18 protein-coding genes and 1 riboswitch are annotated in these 19,415 nt (G+C 63.2%); of the genes, 14 read left to right on the forward strand and 4 right to left on the reverse strand.

The genetic code is table 11. From position 1 onward, the window contains the following. Window positions 1–38: 38 nt before the first annotated feature. The 4 genes from BS629_RS28375 to BS629_RS28390 all read left to right on the forward strand — a co-directional run bounded on the left by BS629_RS28375 (window position 39) and on the right by BS629_RS28390 (window position 2,669). Window positions 39–524, forward strand: a complete 486-nt coding sequence (locus tag BS629_RS28375; RefSeq protein ID WP_026188423.1) for a hypothetical protein — start codon at window positions 39–41, stop codon at window positions 522–524. Window positions 525–566: 42 nt separating this feature from the next. Continuing rightward, window positions 567–842: a DUF4242 domain-containing protein gene (locus BS629_RS28380; protein WP_018242402.1), complete on the forward strand. Its 276-nt coding sequence runs from the start codon at window positions 567–569 to the stop codon at window positions 840–842. A gap of 187 nt (window positions 843–1,029) precedes the next feature. Next, a complete protein-coding gene (locus BS629_RS28385) occupies window positions 1,030–1,251 on the forward strand; it encodes a DUF1127 domain-containing protein (RefSeq protein ID WP_077988756.1) in 222 nt (73 codons plus the stop codon). A 131-nt stretch (window positions 1,252–1,382) separates the two neighbouring features. Further along, a complete protein-coding gene (locus tag BS629_RS28390; RefSeq protein ID WP_018242400.1) occupies window positions 1,383–2,669 on the forward strand; it encodes an adenylate/guanylate cyclase domain-containing protein in 1,287 nt (428 codons plus the stop codon). 28 nt (window positions 2,670–2,697) lie between these two features. On the opposite strand, the gene BS629_RS28395 is transcribed toward BS629_RS28390, so the two are convergent. Beyond that, complete coding sequence (locus tag BS629_RS28395) at window positions 2,698–4,488, reverse strand: chloride channel protein (RefSeq protein WP_018242399.1); 1,791 nt, start codon at window positions 4,486–4,488, stop codon at window positions 2,698–2,700. 260 nt (window positions 4,489–4,748) lie between these two features. Further along, window positions 4,749–5,145: riboswitch (cobalamin riboswitch) on the forward strand. Window positions 5,146–5,306: 161 nt separating this feature from the next. Between BS629_RS28395 and cobU the strand changes: the two genes are divergently transcribed. From cobU to cobO, 4 genes are read left to right on the forward strand one after another with little or no spacing between them, the layout of a single operon-like run. Continuing rightward, window positions 5,307–5,831 carry a bifunctional adenosylcobinamide kinase/adenosylcobinamide-phosphate guanylyltransferase gene (cobU, locus tag BS629_RS28400; RefSeq protein WP_018242398.1) on the forward strand — a complete coding sequence of 175 codons (525 nt, stop codon included), beginning with the start codon at window positions 5,307–5,309 and terminating at the stop codon, window positions 5,829–5,831. Between the two features lie 4 nt (window positions 5,832–5,835). Then, window positions 5,836–6,885 (forward strand): cobalamin biosynthesis protein CobW, encoded by a 1,050-nt coding sequence (cobW, locus tag BS629_RS28405; protein WP_018242397.1) that lies wholly within the window; start codon window positions 5,836–5,838, stop codon window positions 6,883–6,885. 4 nt (window positions 6,886–6,889) lie between these two features. Beyond that, the gene (cobN, locus tag BS629_RS28410) at window positions 6,890–10,690 is read left to right on the forward strand and encodes a cobaltochelatase subunit CobN (protein ID WP_018242396.1); all 3,801 of its coding nucleotides are present in this window, start codon (window positions 6,890–6,892) and stop codon (window positions 10,688–10,690) included. Then, the gene (cobO, locus tag BS629_RS28415; protein ID WP_018242395.1) at window positions 10,687–11,337 is read left to right on the forward strand and encodes a cob(I)yrinic acid a,c-diamide adenosyltransferase; all 651 of its coding nucleotides are present in this window, start codon (window positions 10,687–10,689) and stop codon (window positions 11,335–11,337) included. The genes cobN and cobO overlap by 4 nt, the downstream gene beginning before the upstream one ends. 5 nt (window positions 11,338–11,342) lie before the next feature. Here the strand turns inward: cobO and BS629_RS28420 are convergent, their stop codons facing one another. The 3 genes from BS629_RS28420 to BS629_RS28430 form a co-directional block, all read right to left on the reverse strand. Next, window positions 11,343–12,137 carry a helix-turn-helix domain-containing protein gene (locus tag BS629_RS28420; RefSeq protein WP_018242394.1) on the reverse strand — a complete coding sequence of 265 codons (795 nt, stop codon included), beginning with the start codon at window positions 12,135–12,137 and terminating at the stop codon, window positions 11,343–11,345. Then, window positions 12,137–12,550, reverse strand: coding sequence for a nuclear transport factor 2 family protein (locus BS629_RS28425; RefSeq protein WP_018242393.1), 414 nt, complete (start codon window positions 12,548–12,550; stop codon window positions 12,137–12,139). The genes BS629_RS28420 and BS629_RS28425 overlap by 1 nt, the downstream gene beginning before the upstream one ends. Before the next feature lie 63 nt (window positions 12,551–12,613). Beyond that, entirely contained in the window at window positions 12,614–13,399 is a 786-nt protein-coding gene (locus BS629_RS28430) for a TSUP family transporter (RefSeq protein ID WP_018242392.1), read from the reverse strand. 101 nt (window positions 13,400–13,500) lie between these two features. Here BS629_RS28430 and BS629_RS28435 point away from each other — a divergent pair, with 101 nt between their 5' ends. From BS629_RS28435 to cbiB, 6 genes are all read left to right on the forward strand, one after another. Beyond that, window positions 13,501–13,920, forward strand: coding sequence for a cobalamin biosynthesis protein (locus BS629_RS28435; RefSeq protein ID WP_018242391.1), 420 nt, complete (start codon window positions 13,501–13,503; stop codon window positions 13,918–13,920). Window positions 13,921–13,990: 70 nt separating this feature from the next. Then, the gene (locus BS629_RS28440) at window positions 13,991–14,944 is read left to right on the forward strand and encodes a nucleoside hydrolase (protein WP_018242390.1); all 954 of its coding nucleotides are present in this window, start codon (window positions 13,991–13,993) and stop codon (window positions 14,942–14,944) included. A 189-nt stretch (window positions 14,945–15,133) separates the two neighbouring features. Further along, window positions 15,134–15,973, forward strand: a complete 840-nt coding sequence (cobA, locus tag BS629_RS28445; RefSeq protein ID WP_018242389.1) for a uroporphyrinogen-III C-methyltransferase — start codon at window positions 15,134–15,136, stop codon at window positions 15,971–15,973. Beyond that, window positions 15,970–17,277, forward strand: coding sequence for a cobyrinic acid a,c-diamide synthase CobB (locus tag BS629_RS28450; protein WP_018242388.1), 1,308 nt, complete (start codon window positions 15,970–15,972; stop codon window positions 17,275–17,277). Before cobA ends, BS629_RS28450 begins: the two co-directional genes overlap by 4 nt. Continuing rightward, complete coding sequence (locus BS629_RS28455) at window positions 17,274–18,359, forward strand: threonine-phosphate decarboxylase (protein ID WP_077988697.1); 1,086 nt, start codon at window positions 17,274–17,276, stop codon at window positions 18,357–18,359. The genes BS629_RS28450 and BS629_RS28455 overlap by 4 nt, the downstream gene beginning before the upstream one ends. After that, a complete protein-coding gene (gene cbiB / locus BS629_RS28460; protein WP_018242386.1) occupies window positions 18,356–19,336 on the forward strand; it encodes an adenosylcobinamide-phosphate synthase CbiB in 981 nt (326 codons plus the stop codon). Before BS629_RS28455 ends, cbiB begins: the two co-directional genes overlap by 4 nt. Window positions 19,337–19,415: the final 79 nt, after the last annotated feature.

A 19,415-nucleotide genomic window follows, 5' to 3' on the forward strand; every position in this document is an offset into this window, starting at 1 on the left:
AATCGGCTTGGACAACCAGAAATTGGAGGGCAATCTTCATGAAAGTGACAAAAGCGCCAATCGCGGCGCTTCTCATTATGGCAGTTCTTCCGGCTGCAGCGCTCGGCGGCGGCGGCCTGCCGGAACTGGTTCGGGAGGCCAATGCGCGCCTCCGGGACGTCAACCAGGCCGTCAAGGAAGGCTATTCGCCGATCCCATGCACCAGCGGCATAGATGGAGGTGCGATGGGTATCCACTATGTCAGTGCCGACCTCATCAAGGATGAGGCCATTGATCTCTCCAAGCCGGAGGCTGTGATGTACGAGCCTGACGAACACGGCAAGATGAAACTCGTCGCTGTCGAATACATCACGACAAAAGGTCCCGCCAATCTCGGCGGCCAGCTGTTCAGTTTCACGAACGCACCGAACCGCTACGGCCTTCCGGCTTTCTACGAGCTGCACGTCTGGGCATGGAAGAACAATCCGAAGGGACCGTTCGCCGACATGAACCCGGACGTCAGCTGCCGGCATGCGCACGGTTGATGAAGCGCTGCGTCACTCAAAACATCATGGAAGGATAAAACAATGCCGCAATTCGTTGTCGAACGAAACATTCCAGGTCTCGGGGACATGGACAAGGAAACCCTGCGAGAGATCTCGGCGAAATCCAACGCCGTCGTGGCCTCCCTCGGCGAACCCTATACCTGGATCACCAGCTATGTGACCGGGGACAAGATGTACTGCGTTCATGAGGCCGAGAGCGCCGATGCGGTCTATCGGCACGCGGAAAAGGGTGGCTTTCCGGCGGACCGCGTGACGGAGATCACCACGCTCATCGGCCCTCATTCGGCCGCGCGTTAAGACCGCGTTCGATAGGGCGCGCCAACCACGCTCTGTCGCTTTTCAATCCACGCATAACCCTTTCACCAAACCGATCTCGATTCCGAGGTCTGCGCTGGGCGCGGGAGCCGGCCGGCGGACGAGGCGCCGACCGGCTCGCAGGGCGCACCGATCTTTGTGATCGGCGCACGATTCCATGGGGACGATCATGAACGAGAAGCTCTTGTCAGGCGGGTTCGAACTGCGACTGCGCAAAGCGGTGCTGCTGCTGTTTTCTCCGGCTCATAGCCTCATGCTGTGGCGACGACGGCGATCGGTGGAAAATCGGCTTGGGGCGTTGTCGGACCACATGCTGAAGGACATTGCGGTGTCGAGAGGCGAGATCCCGTTCGTCGCCTCGCGGGACGGAGACTGGAACAGATTCCGCTAACCGAGCAGCCCTTTACATATCGAAGTGAAGCCGAACGGTTGAGGAAAAGCGCCGGCGCTCCTTGTTGTCATCATTGGATTCCCTATCACTTCCATTCGCCCAGGAGTGGTATAGCGACGTGAAGCAGGCTAATGAATGAGATGCGTGATATCGCTCTTTTCAGCGCGTATCTGCGGTTCGTGTTGCCGGGCTTTGGTGGCGAAAACGGTCATTCCCGGTTCCCGGTCCCATGCGGAGGTTCGAAAATTAACGATCATATTCAGTGGCTTATAGAGCAGGGACTCACCAGCGAGCATATTGGCGATCTCGTCGCCGGCCTGTGCGACCGGCTGATCGCAGATGGCATTCCGATCTGGCGGGCCAGCATTACCATGCCATCCCTTCATCCCATGTATCGCGGCGTCTCGGCCAATTTCGTGCGGGGCGGTGCAACCGTTCTCGAAAATGCAGCGCATGGCAGCGTAGAAGAGCGCAACTTCGAGAAAACACCGATATTTTACCTGCTGAACCGCGGCGAGAGAACAGGGCGCTGGATATTGGCCAGGGGTGAAGGGCTTGACTATCCGCAGCTCGCGGAATTTGCGCTTGCCGGCGGCACGGACCATCTGGTCAGCCTTTGCGAATTTCCGAAGGAGGTCGCGTTGCGCGGGCTTGGTTTCTCCCTGACCAGCGATGCGCCGGGCGGATTTTCCGATGATCAGCTGGCGATCGTCAAAGCGCTTGTCCCGGCGCTGGGTCTGGCGGCTTACCGTGTGGCGGCATCGAAAACCGCCACCGACATCCTCGCGGTCTATACCGGCGCCAGGACGAGCGCGCGCATTCTGGCCGGGGAGACCCAGAGGGGAACCGGCGGCTCCATCAATGCGGCGATCCTGATTGCGGACCTCAGAAATTTCACGGCCTTGACCGAGGTCTATCAACCCAGCGAGATCGTCGGGTTTCTGAACGAACATTTCGAGCTGATCGACCGGCATGTCGAGGAAAATTCCGGCGAGATCCTCAAGTTCATGGGCGACAGCGTGCTTGCGATCTTTCCGACCGACGCCGAGGATCCGCAGAAGGCCTGCATGGCCGCGCTGGCTTCTACGAAGAATCTGCTGAAAGCAAACGAGGCGCTGAACCGTGAGCGGACGAAAAACGGCGGCCCCGATATCCGCGTCGATGTCGTCCTGCATCTCGGCGAGGTTTTCTACGGGAACGTCGGCGCCCGTGGCAGGCTCGATTTCACGGTGATCGGCAGGGCCGTCAACGAGGCTTCGCGGCTCGAAAAGCTCTGCGGCACGCTTGAACAACACCTGCTGATGTCGGAGAGCTTCGCGGCCACCTGCGCCGTGGCCTGCGAGTATCTAGGATCGTTCGAGCTGCGCGGTGTTTCGAAGCGGGCCGACGTGTTCAAGCTCGCCGACGCCGTATCCTGAAGCGTCGATCCGATCGGCGCGACGACGCTCAGATCTCGCCTGAGACCTCGCGGCGGCGGCGGTCGAGTTCTTCGCTGTAGCGGCGCAGCGTATAGCTTTCGCTGAGCTGGCCGATCACCTTGCGTTCGATCAGGTTGTTGACGACGGCGAGTGCTTCGCTTTCGCTCTTGTCGAAGATCGCCGCCGCTTGCCTGGCATTCATCTGCGGCTGCAGGAAATCGTTGCGGTAGTGGATGAAATCGGCAAGCGTCTTGCCCTCGTCCTGGGCGTCGGTCGGGTTGGCGTAGATCTCCGGCACCAGCACGAGGCCCGCATATTTGTCGCTCTCCTCGACGAGGATGACGCGCTGGGTCGAGCCGATCGGGAAGGCCTGCTTGAATTCCTCCAGAGAGATGCCCGCCCTTGCCGTCTTGACATCGGCGCGCATCAGCTTGTCGACCGTCAGATTGCGGATCCAGCCGACATCATGGGCGCTGCGGATGCTTTCGCCGCGAAGATGAAAGCGCCATGTGGCGAAGGAGTAACCGAAGGTCGAGCGGACGACGAGCGAGGAGGTGATGACGGCGGCGAGCACCAGCGCCGTAATCGGGAAATCGCCGGTGATTTCGAGCGCCAGGAACGTCATGGTCAGCGGCCCGCCGATGACGGCGACGGCGAGCGAACTCATGCCGACCACGGCATAGATGACGGGCGTCAGCGTCGCATCGGCGAAATAGGGGCCGCAATAGGCGAAGAGCTTGCCGAGCAGGGCGCCCATGAACAGCGAGGCGAAGAACAGCCCACCCCTGAAGCCGGAGCCGATCGAGATCGCCGAGGCGAAGGATTTCAAGAGGAAGAGACCGATCAGCGTCGGGATCGCCACCTCACGGGAAAGGTTGAGATGCAACGCGCCGTGGCCGGCCGAGAGCACCTGCGGTGAGATCATCGCCAATAGCCCGACGATGATGCCGCCGAGTGCCGGGCGGAAGGGTGGGGCGATCGAGCTCTTGCGCGCCAGCTCTTCGACAAAGGCGACGCCCTGCATGATCAGGATGCCGACACCGGCGCAGAAAGCACCGAGCAGCAGTGCCGGGATATAATCGGCTGGCACGACCGAGCCGAAGCTGCCGATATCGATGGTGAAATCGCTGCCGGCAAGCAGCCTTGCGATCAGGGTGGAGACAAGGGCGGAGACGACGACAGGCGTCAGCGACACGATCGTATAGGTGCCGATGATCAGCTCAAAAGCATAGAAAGCACCGGTCAGCGGCGCGTTGAAGGCGGCGGCGATGGCGCCCGCCGCGCCGCAGCCAACGAGGGTGCGCAGGTCCGAGCGGCGAAGCTGCAGCTTCAGGCCGAATTTCGAGGCGAGGCCGGCAGCAAGCTGGGTATAGCCGGCCTCCAGGCCGACGGAGGCGCCGAAACCGTTGGAGATCAGGTTCTGCACGGCAACGATGATGCTGTCGGTCAAGGACAGGCGGCCGCCATGCAGCGCATTGGCCTCGATCGGGTCGACCATCGGCTTCTTGCGTCGTTTCGCCAGCACTAGGAGCAACAGGCCGAGCAGGGCGCCGCCAATGACGGGGGCAGTGAGCAGCAGCATCTTGTTCTCGATCTCGGACGAGCTCAGTCGCTCGCTGTCTGATATGCCGAAGACCAGCTGATGCAGCTCGTTGGAGACGTAACTCATGCCGGTGACGGCGAGACCCGAGATGATGCCGACGACGGCGCCCGCCAGCGACAGGCCAACCTCGCTACGGCGGGTCAGCGCCCGCAGGCGTCCCGGATCGAAGAAAACACGCAGCGCACGAAAACGGCGCCGATCCAATTTCATAAGCATGGCTAGACAACTAGGCGGGGAGAGGCCCGGTCAAGGGCAGAGATGGTCGCGCAGTCCGCTTGCGACGCAATTGCGGCGAAAAGCCGGCGGGGGGGGGACAAATTTTTATAACGTAAGTCTATGATAAATGACGATATTTTAGGTAGAGTAAGTCGTGTTGGCGGAGTTGCTTCCTCTGGCCGGCCATTGCCCGGTCGCCAAGGCCGGTTGACTTCACCTCTGAGCTTGCCTAACCATCCCTCAACGGATGGTCGCCCGACCATCCCGACATAACGGATGGTTCCGGATCGGTGTTACGCCCTTCCGGATGAAAAGGGAATGTGACGGGGCGGACCCAAGCCGGGCGCCTTCATCACAGCCGACCCCGCGACTGTAGAGCGGTCAGGGTCCTCCATCCGGCGTTAAGCCTTTTCTGCCGGCAGCCTGCAATCGTGCAGGCGGGCGGGACGGACGACATGCCGGAAAAGCCACTGGATATGCATGGTGATCAACCGGGGTCGGACGCCTCTCAAGTCTACGAATCGTCCACCTTTTCACTGATGCAGCCGGGAAGGCGAGGATGATCCGCTGGCACGATCAGGGCGACCGGTTTCCGGTCTGCCCCGATCGCGGCCGATAACCGCGAGCCAGGAGACCTGCCATGCGTGCCGGGCGCGAAGCCCACACCTGGGCACTATGCCCGTTGCCAGCACGGAGGTTGTCTTGGCTGAACGATTGAATTCAGCGCAGCCTGGTGCGGCGCGATTTGGCGGGGCCTTACAGCCGCCGGCGTCTTCCGTAGCGGCTTGCGCGGCATCTATTAAGAAGGCAACGCCGGCATGACGGCTGCCCCCTCCAACACTGTCTTCATCCTCGGCGGCGCACGTTCCGGCAAGTCCCGGTTCGCCGAAGGCCTCGTCACGGCAACCAGCCTCGATCGCCATTACCTCGCCACCGGCCGCGCCTGGGACGAGGAGATGCAGGCGCGCATCGCGCAACACAAGGCCGATCGCGGTCCGTCCTGGACGACGCATGAGGAGCCGCTCGATCTTGTCGGCAAGCTTACCGCCATCGACGGCGAAGGGCGCATCGTGCTGATCGATTGCCTGACGCTCTGGGTCACCAATCTGATGATCGAGGAGCGCGACATGGCGGCGGAATTTGCCGCACTTGCCGATTTCCTGCCAGCCGCGCAGGCGCGGCTCGTTTTCGTTTCCAACGAGGTCGGTCTCGGCATCGTGCCGGATAATCGTATGGCGCGGGATTTTCGCGATCATGCCGGCCGGCTGCACCAATCGATCGCGGCGAGGGCCGCCGAAGTTTATTTCATCGCGGCAGGCCTGCCGCTGAAAATGAAGGGTTAAGTCCATGAACCAGCAGAAGATTCCCGCAACCGTCATTACCGGCTTCCTCGGTGCCGGCAAAACGACGATGATCCGCAACCTGCTGACCAATGCCGGCGGCAAGAAGATTGCGCTGATTATCAACGAATTCGGCGATCTCGGCGTCGACGGCGACGTGCTGAAGGGCTGCGGTGCAGACAATTGCACCGAGGACGACATTATCGAGCTCACCAATGGCTGCATCTGCTGCACGGTCGCGGACGACTTCATCCCGACGATGACGAAGCTGCTCGAACGCGAACAGCGGCCCGACCATATCGTCATCGAAACCTCGGGCCTTGCTTTGCCGCAGCCGCTGGTCGCCGCCTTCAACTGGCCCGACATTCGCACCCAGGTGACCGTCGACGGTGTCATCACGGTGGTCGATAGTGCTGCCGTTGCCGCCGGCCGTTTCGCCGACGACCATGATGCCGTCGATGCGCGCCGTGCCGAGGATGAATCGCTCGATCACGAAAGCCCGATCGAGGAGCTGTTCGAGGACCAGCTCACCTGCGCCGACCTCATCGTGCTCAACAAGACCGACCTGATCGACGCTGCGGGCCTTATCAGGGTGCGCGACGAGGTCGCCTCCCGCACGGTGCGCAAGCCCGTGATGATCGAGGCGAGAAATGGCGAGGTGTCAGCCGGCATCTTGCTCGGCCTTGGCATCGGCACAGAGGACGATGTCGCCAATCGCAAGTCGCATCACGAGCTGGAGCATGAGGATGGCGCGCCGCACGATCACGACGAATTCGACAGCTTTGTCGTCGATCTCGGAGCCATTGCCGATCCCGCCGGTTTCGTCGAAGCGCTGAAGGACATCATATCAGCCCATGACGTGCTGCGTCTCAAGGGTTTCGTCGACGTTTCAGGCAAGCCGATGCGTTTGCAGCTCCAGGCCGTCGGCAGCCGCATCGACCATTATTTCGACCGCGCCTGGGCAGCCGGAGAAAAGCGCGGCACACGCCTCGTTGTCATTGGCCTGCACGAAATGGACCAGGACGCGGTGAGGGCGGCGATCGAAGCGCTGGCATAGACCGATGCATCTGCTTCTGGCCCAGCAGGGAACGATCAGCGACGGCGAGGAGGCAATCGACCTTGGGCAGACGCCGGGCGATATCCTGTTCCTGTCGGCGGCCGACAGCGAGCTTGCCGCGATCGCAGCCGCCCATCGCGATCGCCGGACAGCACCTTCGCTGAGGCTCGCCAGTCTGATGAGCCTCAAGCATCCGATGTCGGTCGATACCTATGTCGAGCGCACCGCGCGGCATGCGAAGCTGATCATCGTGCGTGCGCTCGGCGGCGCCAGCTATTTCCACTATGCGCTGGAAGCGCTGCATGCGGCTGCGGCTCGCGCCGGTGCACTGATTGCGGTCTTGCCGGGTGATGCCAGGCCAGATGCGGGGCTGGTTCCTTTCTCCAATGTTGATCTCGACGATCTCAACGCGCTCTGGGCCTATCTGATCGAGGGCGGCGATGCTAATGCGCGGGCGTTTCTCGATTATGCCGGGGCGATGCTGTCGGGCACAGAGAAGCCGGCACCGGCTGTGCCTTTGATGAAGGCAGGTATTTGGTGGCCGGGGCGGGGGTTGATCGGGGTCGAGGAGTGGCGGCGGGTCGTTTTAGATATGTCTTCGGGTGCGGGGATGGTAGCGGAGGAGGGATTTGAATCCCCTACAGTCGCCATCAGCTTCTACCGCGCCCTGGTGCAGAGCGGCGAGACCGGGCCGATCGAAGCGCTTGTCGAGGCGCTGGCCGGACTCGGCCTCCGGCCGCTGCCGGTCTTTGCCTATAGCCTCAAGGATCCCATCTCCACCGGCATTCTCGAAAGCGTGTTTTCGGCGCTGAAACCCGACGTTGTCATCAACACGACGGGCTTTGCGGTCTCGGCACCGGGTGCGGACCGGCAGCCGACGGTGCTGGAAGCGAATGAGGCGATCGTGCTGCAGGCGATCCTGTCGGCCTCGTCGAAGGAGGCATGGGCGGCTTCTCCGCAGGGCTTGTCGGCGCGCGATCTCGGCATGAACGTGGCACTGCCTGAAGTCGATGGCCGGGTGCTGGCGCGGGCGGTGTCCTTCAAGACGGCGGCGCGCTACGATGCGCTGGTCGAGACGAATATCGTCGCCAGCCAGGCCGATGCCGGCCGGGTGCGCTATACGGCTGAACTTGCCGCCAATTGGGCGCGGCTGCGGAAGACTTCCGCCGGCCACCGGCGCATCGCGCTCGTCATGGCGAACTATCCGAACCGCGACGGCCGGATCGGCAACGGCGTCGGCTTGGATACGCCGGCCGGCACCGTCGAGGTGCTGAAGGCTATGCGGGTGGCGGGATATCCGGTCGCCGAGATTCCGGCCGACGGCGATGCGCTGATCCGCCACCTGATGGAAGGACCGACCAATTCCGGTTCCGACGGAAAGATCATCCGCGAGACGCTTTCCCTGAGTCTGTACAACAGCTTCCTGGAATCTCTTCCCAGTAAGATTCAGGATGAGGTGAGAGCCCGCTGGGGCAACCCGCAAGACGATCCGTATTTTCGCGAAGGCGTCTTCGCCCTGCCTTTCGCGCGCTTCGGCGAGGTGCTCGTCGGCATCCAGCCAGCACGCGGCTATAATATCGACCCGAAAGAGAGTTATCATTCGCCGGATCTCGTGCCGCCGCACGGTTATCTCGCCTTCTACGCTTTCCTGCGCCGCGCGTTCGGCGCCCATGCCGTCATCCATATGGGCAAGCACGGCAATCTTGAATGGCTGCCGGGCAAGGCGCTAGCGCTGTCAGAAAGCTGCTATCCCGAGGCGATCCTCGGGCCGTTGCCACATCTCTATCCCTTCATCGTCAACGATCCGGGCGAGGGCACGCAAGCCAAGCGCCGAAGTGCGGCCGTCATTATCGATCATCTGACGCCGCCGTTGACGCGGGCAGAAAGCTACGGGCCGCTGAAGGATCTGGAGGCGCTGGTCGACGAATATTACGAGGCGTCGGGCGGTGATCCCCGCCGCATTCGTCTGCTCAGCCGCCAGATCCTCGAGCTCGTTGCCGATATCGGCCTCGACCGTGATGCCGGTATCGCGAGCGGCGAAAGCGAGGGCGAGGCGCTGAAGAAGCTCGACGCCTATCTCTGCGACCTCAAGGAGATGCAGATCCGCGATGGACTGCATGTGTTCGGGGTCTCGCCTGAAGGACGGCTCTTGACTGACCTGACCGTGGCGCTGGCGCGGGTGCCGCGCGGGCTTGGCGAGGGCGGTGATGCGAGTTTGCAGCGGGCGATCGCGGCGGATGCGGGATTGGGCGGCGGCGTGCGGGGTGCCTCCTCCTTCGACCCTCTCGACACCGACATGGCTGCCGTTTGGGCCGGTCCGCGTCCTGATATCCTCGCAGATGTTCTCGATGCCCCATGGCGAACCAACGGCGACGCCGTCGAGCGCATCGAACTGCTGGCAGCGAAGTTCGTTTCCGGCGAAATGGAGTGCCCAGCGGACTGGAAGGCTACGCAGGCTGTACTCTTGGAGATCGAAACCCGCCTCAAACCCTCTATCCTCGCCTGCGGCCCCGCTGAGATCGCAGGTCTGCTCGCTGGCCTCGACGGTCGCTTCGTCGCACCCGGACCCTCCGGTGCACCAACACGCGGGCGGCCCGATGTGCTGCCCACCGGCCGCAATTTCTATTCGGTCGACAGCCGCGCCGTGCCGACGCCGGCCGCCTACGAGCTCGGCAAAAAATCGGCGGAACTGCTGGTGCGCCGCTATGTGCAGGATCATGGCGAGTGGCCTGTCTCCTTCGGGTTGACGGCCTGGGGTACGTCAAACATGCGCACCGGCGGCGACGATATCGCCCAGGCGCTGGCGCTGATCGGCGTCAAGCCGCTGTGGGACATGAGTTCGCGCCGTGTCACCGGCTACGAGATCATTCCGCCGGCGATGCTCGGGCGGCCGCGCGTTGACATGACGCTCCGGATTTCCGGCTTCTTCCGCGATGCCTTTCCCGAGCAGATCGCGCTGTTCGACAAGGCAATCCGTGCCATCGGCGCGCTTGAAGAGGACGAGGCCGACAATCCGATCGCAACACGCATGCGCGGCGAGGCGGCAAGGCTTGGCGCCGCCGGTCTGGACGAAGTCTCGGCAAAGCGCCGGGCGGGTTACCGCGTCTTCGGCTCGAAGCCCGGCGCCTATGGCGCCGGCCTGCAGGCGCTGATCGATGAAAAGGGCTGGGAGCGGCGCGCCGATCTCGCCGAGGCCTATCTCGTCTGGGGCAGCTATGCCTATGGCGCCGGCGAGGAGGGCAGGGCCGAACGCGGCCTGTTCGAGGAGCGGCTGCGCTCGGTGCAGGCTGTGATCCAGAACCAGGACAATCGCGAGCACGACCTGCTCGACAGCGATGACTATTACCAGTTCGAGGGCGGCATGGCCGCCGCCGCCGAGCAGCTCACTGGTGCGCGTCCTTCGATCTATCATAACGACCATTCCAGGCCGGAAAAGCCGGTGATCCGCTCGCTGGAAGAGGAGATCGGCCGCGTCGTGCGCGGACGCGTCGTCAATCCGAAATGGATCGCAGGCGTCATGCGCCATGGCTACAAGGGAGCGGCAGAGATTGCCGCCACCGTCGACTATCTCTTCGCTTTTTCGGCGACGACGGGTGCGGTCGGCGCGCATCATTTCGAGGCCGTTTATCAGGCCTTCGTCGCCGATGCCGGCGTGCGCGATTTCATGATCGAGAAGAATCCGGCTGCATATAACGAGATGAAGGAGCGGCTGCTTGAAGCAATCGACCACAGTCTCTGGACGCCGCGCAGCAATTCGGCCCGGTTCGACCTGGCCGCCAGACAACAGAATGAGGTGAACCAATGAGCGACGAGACCACGAACAGCGAGATCGGAGAAGCCGGGAGCGGCAAGGACGACGCCCGCCACGCCGAGAAGATGGCGAAGAAGAAGGCCGCGCGCGACAAAATCATGGCGACCAAGACCGACGGCAAGGGCCTGATCATCGTCCATACCGGCAAAGGCAAGGGTAAGTCATCAGCCGCCTTCGGGATGATCTTCCGCCATATCGCCCACGGCAAGCCGTCGGCCGTCGTGCAGTTCATCAAGGGCGCGATGTGGACCGGCGAACGCGACCTGATCGAGAAGCATTTCTCCGATCTCTGCCAGTTCCACACGATGGGCGAGGGTTTCACCTGGGAAACGCAGGACCGCGCCCGCGACGTCGCCGCAGCCGCGGCCGCCTGGGAAAAGGCCAAGGAACTGATCCGCGACGAAAGCAACTCCATGGTGCTGCTCGACGAGATCAACATCGCGCTGCGCTACGATTATCTCGACATCAACGACGTCGTCGCCTTCCTGACGAGCGAGAAGCCCGCCATGACGCATGTCGTGCTGACCGGCCGGAACGCCAAGGAGGAATTGATCGAGATCGCCGATCTGGTGACCGAGATGGAACTCGTCAAGCACCCCTTCCGCTCCGGCATCAAGGGCCAGCCGGGCGTGGAGTTCTGAGACGGTCAGTTGAGCGCGAGGCTGCGCAGGATGGCAGCCGTTTCCTCATCCGCCGGAAAGAAAGATTCGACCGCGAGTTCCGACAAAGTGATGTCGACGGGCGTGCCGAAGATCGTTGTTGTCGAGATCAGGGAAAGCAAGCCAGCCTTGGTCCAAAGCTGAAGGGGAACGACGATTCCGGCATAGGCGGTATGGACCTCGCCAGCAGTTTTAGGCGCTGGATAGGACAACAACTCCTTCAAAAGCTTGTCCAACATTGGATCGCCCGAAGCCGAGAACTGTTGGCGCAGCCTGCCGATAAGGTGGGCGCGCCACTCGGAAAGGTTTTTGATATGGGGCGCCAATCCTTGTGGATGCAGGCTGAGGCGCAGTACGTTGACGGGTGCCGTGAGCAGAGACTGGTCAGCAACGGCTGAGAGCAGCGGAGCGATGGCCGCATTGGCCGCGATGAGTGTCCAATGGCGGTCGACGGCGATTGCTGGGAAGGGCTCGTGCCCTTTCAGCACTATGTCGATGGCGAGACGGGCCGGTTCCATAGCGGGATCGTCGAGCGCGCGTTCGGCAAAAACAGGAGCGAAACCCGCCGCGAGCAGCAGCGGGTTCCGATCGCGAAGGGGCACGTCGAGCCGTTCGGCAAGATGCAGCAGCATGTCGCGGCTCGGTGTCGAGCGCCCGCTCTCGATGAAGCTCAGATGGCGCTGCGAGATCTCCGCCTCCAGCGCGAGCTCGAGCTGGCTCATGCGGCGACGTTGGCGCCATTCGCGCAAATGGTCTCCAAGCGAGCGGGCGGTCGGCGTCATCAGGCGGCTTCCGGCAACAAATCTATGAACCCGCGAACGGATTTCAGCTTGCCGCCTTGGAGTTCAGCGAAATCCGTGCCCTTTATCAGCGCTTCGCCATTTTCCGGGCCGAGGCCCCAGGAGAAGCGCAGGTTGTCGCCGTAGCCGTCGGCCGCCCCGATCAGGGCGAAGCGGAAGCCGGGGAAGCGGCTTTGTACGGCCTCGACCAGCGAATTGATCTGCTCATGGCCCTCGCCGCGCATCAGTGGGTCGCTATAGGTTGCGGCTTCGCTCCAGCTCTCGGCGATGAGAGCGCGGCGGCGAGCGGCATCCGTCTCATTCCAGATGGCGAGATAGCGCTCTGCGTTAGTGTTTGCTTCGTTCATCGGGTCATCTCCTTCTGATCGCCCATCAGTTCCAGGCAGCCCGATCATGCGGGAAGGCGGTGCACCTTATCAATTACGCCAGAGGTAATGGAAGATGGTCGAGGGTTTGGGTCAGACGCCGAGCCACAGGCGCAGCGGATTTGCCGGGTCGGCGAGCAGCTTTACCGCAAGGGCGACGCAGACGATCACAAGCAGCGGCTTGATGAGCTTTGCGCCGATGCGTATGGCAAGCCGCGAGCCCAGCTGCGCGCCGAGGAATTGGCAGACACCCATCAACAGGCCGATCTTCCAGAGCATCGCGCCGAAGCTTGCGAAGACGATTAGCGCGCCGAAATTCGAGCCGAGATTGAGAAGCTTGGTGTGGGCCGTCGCCTTCAGCATGCCGAAGCCGGCGAGCGTGACGAAGGCCAACATGAAGAAGGAGCCCGTGCCGGGGCCGAAGACGCCGTCATAAAAGCCGATGACAGGTACCAGCGTCAGACCGAAGGCGAAGGGAGTCATGCGGCGGTGGGTGTCGAGGTCGTTGAGGTTCGGCTTGACGGCGAAGAAGACGGCGATCGCCACCAGGAGTACCGGCATGATGGCCTGCAGCACCTGGCCTGGAACGATCGTCGCGAGTGCCGCGCCGAGCGCGCCGCCCATGGTGGCCATCAGCGCCATCGGCAGTTGTTCGGCAAGTTGCACATGGCCCCTGCGGGCATAGGCTATCGTGGCCGAGGCGGCGCCGAAGAGAGACTGCACCTTGTTGGTGCCGAGGGCCTGGAGTGGTGGAATACCTACGATCAGCATGACGGGAACGGTGATGAGGCCACCGCCGCCGGCAATGGAATCGACGAAACCGGCAAAAAAGGCCGCCGCGCAGAGCAGCGGAAGCAGATGGAAAGCGATATCGGGCAAGGTGGTATTCGGGGGGAGGGACTTCAGACGGCCTTGTTGCATTTGCCGCGCCAAGCTGCAATGGCTGCAACGACACGGGCAGGGCGCATTCGACGGTTTCCATGAGCGATCTCTCTTTCGATACGGCGAGGCACCACGTGCTCGGCCTCGGCTGCGAGCGCGGGACGTCGCCTGCCGAGGTGCTGGCGCTTGCGATCGAGGCGCTCGACGTAGCCGGTATCGGCGCGGCGGAACTCGCAGCCATCGCCTCGATCGACAGCCGAAGACTGGAGCCGGCGATCCTTGCGGTTGCTGCGCATTTTTCCGTGCCTGGCGTCTTCTTCGATGCGCTGCGGCTGGAGGAGGAGACGCCGCGGCTCGCGAATCCCTCTGCGATCGTCTTTGCCCGCGTCGGCTGCCATGGGGTCGCCGAGGCAGCTGCGCTGGCGGCTGCGGGGCCGGATGCCGAGCTTGCTGTCGCCAAGATCAAATCTGCGCATGCGACGGCGGCAGTTGCCCGCAGCGGGTTGCAGAAAGCCTAGTGGGCGTTATGGTGGCGCCAATTCGCGGCACCGTCCGGCAGCTTCACGGTTCACATCTAGAGGATATCTCATGCACAAGGTCATCTATGACACCGACCCTGGCGTCGACGACGCCATGGCGCTTCTCTTCCTGCATCGTCATCCCGAAATCGACCTTCTCGGCATCACCACGGTCTTCGGCAACGCCTCGGTCGAGACGACGACGCGCAATGCGCTCTTCCTCAAGCGTGAATGGAATATACCGGCACCCGTTTCCAAAGGCGCCAGCGTCACTATCGATTCCTCGCGCGCGGAGCGGCCGTGGCCCGCCATAGTGCATGGCGAGAACGGCCTCGGTGATATCGACGTGCCCGAGACGATCGACCTGCCGCTCGATCCGCGCCCGGCGCATCGTTTTATCATCGACACGGTGCGCGCCCACCCGGGCGAAGTGCGACTCGTCGCCGTTGGCCGTATGACCAATCTGGCGCTGGCGCTGAAGGAAGATCCCGAGATTGCGACGCTGGCCAAGGACGTCGTCATCATGGGCGGCAATTTCTATGTGCCGGGAAATGTCTCGCCCGTCGCCGAGGCCAATATCCACGGTGATCCTGAGGCTGCCGACATCGTCATGACCGCGCCCTGGAAGGTGGCCGTCATTGGCCTCGACGTCACCGCGATCACCACGATGAGCCGCAGCTATCTCGGCGATATGGCGGCTAGGGGCGACAAGGCGGTCAAGCAGCTCGACGCACTCTCGCAGTCCTACATCGATTTCTACAAGCACGCGGTTGAAGACGGCATGATGGTGCATGACAGCTGCGCCTGCGTCTATGTCGTGGTGCCGGAGCTGTTCTCGTCAATATCGGGTGCCGTGCGTGTCGTCTGCGGCGGCATCGCCGATGGCCAGACGATCGTCAGGCCAGATGGGCGGCGTTTTCCGCCTGATGGCGCTTGGGATGGCTTGCCGAGCCAGATCGTCTGCACAGGCATCGAGTCGGAAAGGGTCCTGGACCTCATCCGTAATACGCTGCTTGCAGCCTGACACGCTTGAGGGCCGGCAGCATCGCGGCCGGCCTTCGGGATATATTGTAATATATTCATTGCGTTGTGCGGGTTCTCCGAGGATTTGAATCCGACGCTTCACAAAGTGATTCATGATCATCTCAGCAACTTCAAGTGAGGCGATGGGCGCGGCGTTGACCTTGCCCTTTGCGGGGCCTAGATCAGCAGGATGATCGATGCCGCATTCTCCAATCTTCCGGCGCTTGAGCCGGGCAGCGTCTGGCTCGTCGGCGCCGGTCCCGGCGATCCCGGGCTTTTGACGCTGCTCGCCGCCAAGGGGCTTTCCGAGGCCGACGTCATCGTGCACGACGCTTTGGTCAACGAGGAATGCCTGGCGCTGGCGCGGCCGGAAACGCTTGTGGAATATGCCGGTAAACGCGGCGGCAAGCCTTCGGCGAAGCAGCGCGACATCTCGCTGCGGCTGGTGGAGCTTGCGCGCGCCGGCAAGCGAGTGCTGCGGCTGAAGGGCGGCGATCCCTTCGTCTTCGGTCGCGGCGGCGAAGAGGCGCTGACGCTCGTCGAGCACAACATCCCCTTCCGCATCGTGCCCGGCATCACCGCCGGTATCGGCGGGCTCGCCTATGCCGGCATCCCGGTGACGCATCGCGACATCAACCATGCCGTGACCTTCCTCACCGGCCATGATTCGTCCGGCATCGTGCCCGACAGGATCAACTGGGAGGCGATAGGCCAGGGCTCGCCCGTCATCGTTATGTACATGGCGATGAAGCATATCGCCGAGATCAGCGCCCGGCTGATCGCCGCGGGACGGCTGGCGTCGGAACCCGTCGCCTTCGTCTGCAATGCGGCCACTGGCCGGCAACAGGTGCTGGAAACGACGCTCGGGGAGGCGACCGAGGCCGTCGCTGTCTCCGGGCTGGAGCCGCCGGCGGTGGTCGTCGTCGGTGAGGTGGTCCGGCTCCGAGCTTCGCTCGACTGGCTTGGTGCGCTGGCGGGGCGGCGCCTGCAACCCGATCCATTCCGCCGGTCCGGCAAGGTGCGGGCATGAGCGGCCTCCTGATCGCAGCCCCTTCCTCCGGCGCCGGCAAGACGACGGTGACGCTCGGGCTGCTCCGAGCGCTCCGCCGGCGCGGCATCGCGGTCGCGCCCGGCAAGGCCGGCCCTGACTATATCGATCCCGCCTTCCATGCGGCAGCGAGCGGCACGCTCTGTCTGAATTTCGATCCCTGGGCGATGCGCCCGGAGCTGATCTCGGCCAATGCGGCCCTTCACCGTTCCGGCGACCGCATCCTCGTCATCGAGGCGATGATGGGGCTTTTCGACGGGGCGGCTGACGGAAGGGGGACGGCGGCCGATCTGGCGGCCCAGCTTGGGCTTTCCGTGGTGTTGGTCGTCGATGCCTCGCGCATGTCGCAGTCGGTGGCGGCGCTGGTTACTGGTTTTGCCGGTTTCCGTGCCGATGTGCGGGTTGCTGGTGTCATCCTCAACAAGGTCGGCAGCGACCGGCACGAGGCGATGCTGCGGCAGGCGCTCGAAGCTATCCGTATGCCTGTCATCGCCGTCATCGGCAGCGACAAGGCGCTTTCCCTGCCGGAGCGCCATCTCGGCCTCGTCCAGGCCGGCGAACACGCAACCCTCGACAATTTCATCGACCATGCGGCGGATGCCGTCTCCGAGGAATGTAATTTCGAATTCCTGCTGCGCATCGCCAGGCAGGGGCTCAACCGGCCGTCGGCCGCCAATATCGACCGGTTGCCGCCACTGGGTGCCCGCATCGCCGTGGCGCGCGATGTCGCCTTTGCCTTTTCCTACGAGCATATGCTGCTCGGCTGGCGCCGCCGGGGTGCTGCGATTTCCTTCTTCTCGCCGCTTGCCGACGAGGCGCCGGCTGGTGATGCCGATGCGATCTATCTGCCCGGTGGTTATCCCGAGCTGCATGCCGGGCGGCTGGCAGAGGCGCAGAATTTCCGCGCCGGCATGCTCGATGCGGCAGCGCGCGACATCCGGATCTATGGCGAATGCGGCGGCTACATGGTGCTTGGCGAGGGCTTGATCGATGCAAAGGGGCATCGCCATGAAATGCTCGGCCTGCTGCCCGTCGTCACCACCTATGCCGAGCGAAAGCGCCATCTCGGCTATCGCCGTGTTGTGCCCCTCGACGGCGCCTTCTTTGCTCGGATGATGACGGCCCATGAATTCCACTATTCCAGCGTCGTTTCCGAGGGCGAGGGCAAACGGCTTTTTCAGGTGCAGGATGCGCTCGGAACCGATCTGGGCGCCGCCGGTCTCAGGCGCGACCAGGTGGCAGGCTCCTACATGCATCTGATCGATCTTGCCGGAGCTGCTGCATGAGCGCACCGATCGTCCACGGCGGCGGCATCACCGCCGCTGCCGCTACCTTCGGCGGTAGACCGGAAGATTGGCTCGATCTTTCCACGGGCATCAATCCGTGCCCCGTCGCCCTGCCTGACATTCCGGCAAGGGCCTGGCATCGCCTGCCGGACCGGCATCTCATCGATGAGGCAAGGCGTGCGGCGCGAGATCATTACCGCAGCGGCGAGATCTTGCCGCTGCCGGTGCCAGGCACACAATCGGTGATCCAGCTTCTGCCGCGCCTCGTCGAGGCGGATAGGCTGGTTGGCGGCACGGACAACAGTGTCGCGGTGACGGACAACAGGGTTGCCGTGACGGACAACAGGGTTGCCGTGACGGACGAGCGGATCGCCGTGATATCGCCGACCTATGGCGAGTATGCGCGCGCCTTCGCCTCGGCCGGTTTTGCCGTCGATGCGGTCGACGATATTGCCGCGATCGGAGCCGGACATCGGCTGGCTGTCGTCGTCAATCCGAACAATCCTGATGGGTTGATATGGCCGGCCGAAACGCTGATTGCCCTGCACGACAGGATGAAGGCAGCGGACGGACTTCTCGTCGTCGACGAAGCCTTTGGCGATACCGATCCGGCGCTCAGCCTTGCATCCCGCGCGCCGCAGCTTTCCAATCTGGTGATCTTTCGTTCTTTCGGCAAGTTCTTCGGGCTTGCCGGCCTGCGGCTCGGTTTTGCGATTGCGCGCAGCGATATTCTCGCGCGTTTCGACGACTGGCTCGGCCCCTGGGCGGTCTCCGGCCCGGCTCTTTCGATTGCAGATTCGCTGCTGCGCTCGGACGTTTCTCCGATTCGCGGCCGCATCAATGAACGCTGCGCCGGCCTGCATGGGGTGCTGACGGGCGCCGGGTTGCAGCTTTCAGGAGGCACGGCGCTCTTCACCCTTGTCGCCGATTCGAGAGCCGGCGACATTTACACACATCTCTGCCGCCATCATATTCTCGTCCGCAAGTTCGACTATGCGCCGGAGTGGCTGCGTTTCGGGCTGCCGCCCGATCCGGCGGCAGACAGGCGGCTTGGCGAAGCCCTTCAGAGATTTGAGCGATGACGATCGACGAAAACCTTCTCGTACTGCTTCTGGCGCTGCTGCTCGACCGGATTGCCGGCGATCCGCAATGGCTGTGGTCGCGGATGCCGCATCCCGTTGTCATGTTCGGCGCGGCGATCTCCTATGCCGAGCGGCAGCTCAACCCGGCAAGCCTCACGGGCTCGCAACGCCGAATGAACGGTATTGCCGCCATCCTGGCGCTGCTTCTTTTGGCGGTGGCCGCAGGCTTCGTGTTCAACCGGTTCTTCGCGCTGTTCGGCCTTGTCGGCATCTTGCTGGAGACCGGGCTGGTGGCGATCTTCCTGGCGCAAAAAAGCCTTGCCGATCACGTCGCGGCCGTCGCTGTCGCCTTACGCCACGAAGGGCTTGCCGGCGGGCGAGCCGCCGTTTCCCGCATCGTCGGACGCGATCCCGAGACGCTGGACGAGCCGGCCGTCTGCCGCGCGGCGATCGAAAGCCTTGCCGAGAATTTCTCCGACGGCGTCGTGGCGCCGGCGCTCTGGTATGCCATCTTCGGGCTGCCGGGGCTCTTCGCCTACAAGATGCTGAACACGGCGGATTCGATGATCGGCCATAAGTCTGAAAAATACATCGACTTCGGCTGGGCGGCCGCCCGGCTCGACGATGTCGCCAACTGGCCGGCCGCCCGCCTCTCCATCCTGCTGATTGCCGCCGGCGCCTGGATCCGGCGGGGAACAAGCGCCGGCCGTGAAGCGATCCGCGTGGCCATGCGGGACGGGGCCCTGCACCGCTCGCCGAATTCCGGTCGGCCGGAGGCGGCCATGGCGGGTGCGCTGAACGTCCAGCTCGCCGGGCCGCGCATCTATGGCGGCGTCATCGTGCGTGAACCGATGATCAACGACGCCGGCCGCGACGTGGCGACCTCAGGCGACATCGAGGACGGCGTATCGGTGTTCTACGCCAGCTGCATGGTGCTCGCCGGTGTTACGTTCGGGCTGTTTTTGTGTTTTCTGTAGGGTTGTGCCGTGCATGCCCCAGTGGACAGCTCAAGCTCAAACGTTTATTCCGACCGCCTCATATCTCATCAGACCGGAA

Origin of the sequence: Rhizobium leguminosarum bv. viciae USDA 2370 (genome assembly GCF_002008365.1) — a bacterium.
GTDB lineage: Bacteria > Pseudomonadota > Alphaproteobacteria > Rhizobiales > Rhizobiaceae > Rhizobium > Rhizobium leguminosarum.

Coding starts and splice junctions, on each gene's coding strand:
- cobA (WP_018242389.1), top strand. CDS start 15,134: ATGATCGATGCCGCATTCTCCAATCTTCCGGCGCTTGAGCCGGGCAGC.
- BS629_RS28380 (WP_018242402.1), top strand. CDS start 567: ATGCCGCAATTCGTTGTCGAACGAAACATTCCAGGTCTCGGGGACATG.
- cobW (WP_018242397.1), top strand. CDS start 5,836: ATGAACCAGCAGAAGATTCCCGCAACCGTCATTACCGGCTTCCTCGGT.
- BS629_RS28375 (WP_026188423.1), top strand. CDS start 39: ATGAAAGTGACAAAAGCGCCAATCGCGGCGCTTCTCATTATGGCAGTT.
- cobO (WP_018242395.1), top strand. CDS start 10,687: ATGAGCGACGAGACCACGAACAGCGAGATCGGAGAAGCCGGGAGCGGC.
- BS629_RS28450 (WP_018242388.1), top strand. CDS start 15,970: ATGAGCGGCCTCCTGATCGCAGCCCCTTCCTCCGGCGCCGGCAAGACG.
- BS629_RS28385 (WP_077988756.1), top strand. CDS start 1,030: ATGAACGAGAAGCTCTTGTCAGGCGGGTTCGAACTGCGACTGCGCAAA.
- BS629_RS28425 (WP_018242393.1), bottom strand. CDS start 12,550: ATGATCGGGCTGCCTGGAACTGATGGGCGATCAGAAGGAGATGACCCG.
- BS629_RS28435 (WP_018242391.1), top strand. CDS start 13,501: ATGAGCGATCTCTCTTTCGATACGGCGAGGCACCACGTGCTCGGCCTC.
- BS629_RS28390 (WP_018242400.1), top strand. CDS start 1,383: ATGAATGAGATGCGTGATATCGCTCTTTTCAGCGCGTATCTGCGGTTC.
- BS629_RS28440 (WP_018242390.1), top strand. CDS start 13,991: ATGCACAAGGTCATCTATGACACCGACCCTGGCGTCGACGACGCCATG.
- cobN (WP_018242396.1), top strand. CDS start 6,890: ATGCATCTGCTTCTGGCCCAGCAGGGAACGATCAGCGACGGCGAGGAG.
- cbiB (WP_018242386.1), top strand. CDS start 18,356: ATGACGATCGACGAAAACCTTCTCGTACTGCTTCTGGCGCTGCTGCTC.
- cobU (WP_018242398.1), top strand. CDS start 5,307: ATGACGGCTGCCCCCTCCAACACTGTCTTCATCCTCGGCGGCGCACGT.
- BS629_RS28455 (WP_077988697.1), top strand. CDS start 17,274: ATGAGCGCACCGATCGTCCACGGCGGCGGCATCACCGCCGCTGCCGCT.
- BS629_RS28420 (WP_018242394.1), bottom strand. CDS start 12,137: ATGACGCCGACCGCCCGCTCGCTTGGAGACCATTTGCGCGAATGGCGC.
- BS629_RS28395 (WP_018242399.1), bottom strand. CDS start 4,488: ATGCTTATGAAATTGGATCGGCGCCGTTTTCGTGCGCTGCGTGTTTTC.